Here is a 1,981-nt window from a genome sequence, read left to right on the forward strand (position 1 = left end):
CCGCTGCGTCATGTGGCCTGTTTCAACTGGGGTGCCGTCCTGGGCGAACTGCGCCGCCATGAGGAGGCGGAGACCGTCTACCGCATGGCGCTCGAACAGGCACCGGCCTTCGCCCAGGCGCGCCTGAACCTCGGCCACCAGCTCGAGCACCAGGGGCGCATGGAAGAGGCGCTGGCCGAATGGCGCACCGTCTATGACAACGAGGCGCCCGACGCGCTTGGCACCGACCCGCTGAGCCTGCGCCTGCACGCCTTCAACAACGCCGCCCGCCTGCTGGAGCAGGAGAAGCGCTATGACGAGTCCGAGGCGCTGATGCGCCGCTCGCTGGAGCTGGACCCGCGCCAGAGCGACGTGGCCCAGCATTACGTGCACATCCGCCAGAAGCAATGCGCCTGGCCGGTCTACCAGACCTTTGGCGACGTCACGCACAACCACCTCTTGATGAGCACCTCGCTGCTCGGCATGCTGGACGAGAGCGATGACCCGGCCCTGCAACTGCTGACCGCCCAGCGCTTCGTGCTGGAAAAGGTCACCAAGGTCACCGAGCCACCGCTGCACAAGGGCCGCAAGCGCGAAGGCAAGATCAAGATCGGCTATCTGTCCGGCGATCTGCACATGCATGCCGTCGGCCTGTTGACGGCCGAGCTGTACGAGCTGCACGACAAAGCCAAGTTCGAGATCCACGCCTTCAGCTGGAGCCGCGAGGACGGCACGCCGCTACGCGCCCGCATCAAGGGGGCGATGGACAGCTACACGCCGCTGCACGGCGTGCCTGACCGCCGCGCCGCAGAGATGATTGCTGAGGCTGGCATYGATGTGCTCGTCGACCTGCAGGGGCTGACCAGCGGCGCGCGCCCCGGCATCCWGGCCTATCGCGGCGCGCCCATCCAGGTCAGCTACCTGGGCCTGCCGGCCACCTCGGCCCTGCCGGGTGTGGACTGGATCCTGGCCGACCGCTTCGTGATGCCGCCGGAGTCGCTGCCGTATCACACCGAAAAACCCATCTACCTGCCGCACTGCTACCAGGTCAGCGACCGCACGCGCGCCGCCAACCCGGCGCCCAGCCGTGCCGAGATGGGGCTGCCGGAGGACGGTTTCGTCTTCTGCGCCTTCAACAACAACCACAAGATGAGCGAGCAGGTCTGGCGCTGCTGGATGCGCGTGCTGCGCCAGGTGCCGAACAGTGTGCTGTGGCTGCTGGCCGACAACCCGTTTGCCAAGGCCAACCTGCAGCGCGTTGCGGTGGAAGAGGGCATCGCCCCCGAACGCCTCGTCTTCGCCGGTCGCGCCCAGCCGGCCGACTACCTGGCCCGCTTCACGCTGGCCGACCTGTTCCTGGACACCTTTCCCTACAACGCCGGCACGACGGCCAGCGACTGCCTGTGGATGGGCACGCCCATCCTGACCCGCTCGGGCCGTACCTACATCTCGCGCATGGCCGGCAGCCTGCTGACGGCCGTCGGCCTGCCCGACCTGATCACGACGACCATCGAGGAATACGAGCAGCGTGCCGTACAGATCGGCAACCAGCCGGCCCGCGCAGCTTCTTACAAGCGTTACCTGGCGGAGTACGGCCGCAGCTCGCCGCTGTTTGACATCCCGGCCATCGTGCGCGATATAGAGCAAGAGTTCGAGCGGCTTGCGCTCGATGCGAGGCAGAAGGCCTAAATGCCGCGTCAGCACGACCCCTTCTTTGACGGCCAGCCGCAGGCGCCGGGCTTGCGCCTGGCCGCCAATGGCGAGCCGGCGCCGCCGCCGGACCCGCTGGAGAACCTGAGCAACCAGCCCGCCGGCGACCCGCTGCTGCAGGCCCTGGCCTGGCTGACGCGCCACCATGGCAAGCCGCGCTCGCCCGAGTCACTGCGCGCCGGCGCGCCGGTGGAAGGTGCCCTGGCGCCCGACGGTGCCATCCGCGTCATGCGCGAAGCGGGCTACAACGCCGGCCTGCTGCGCAAGAGCATCGACGACATCCATGCCCTGC

General features: G+C 68.3%; 2 protein-coding genes. Both read left to right on the top strand.

Features of this window, described 5'->3' with window-relative positions:
* A partial coding sequence (locus AC1DU6_RS29165) for an O-linked N-acetylglucosamine transferase, SPINDLY family protein (protein ID WP_477861449.1) occupies positions 1-1,668 on the top strand: 1,668 nt, incomplete at its 5' end.
* The coding region (locus AC1DU6_RS29170) for a cysteine peptidase family C39 domain-containing protein (RefSeq protein WP_477861451.1) at positions 1,669-1,981 on the top strand (313 nt) is incomplete at its 3' end.

The organism is Roseateles sp. P5_B10, assembly GCF_056400485.1.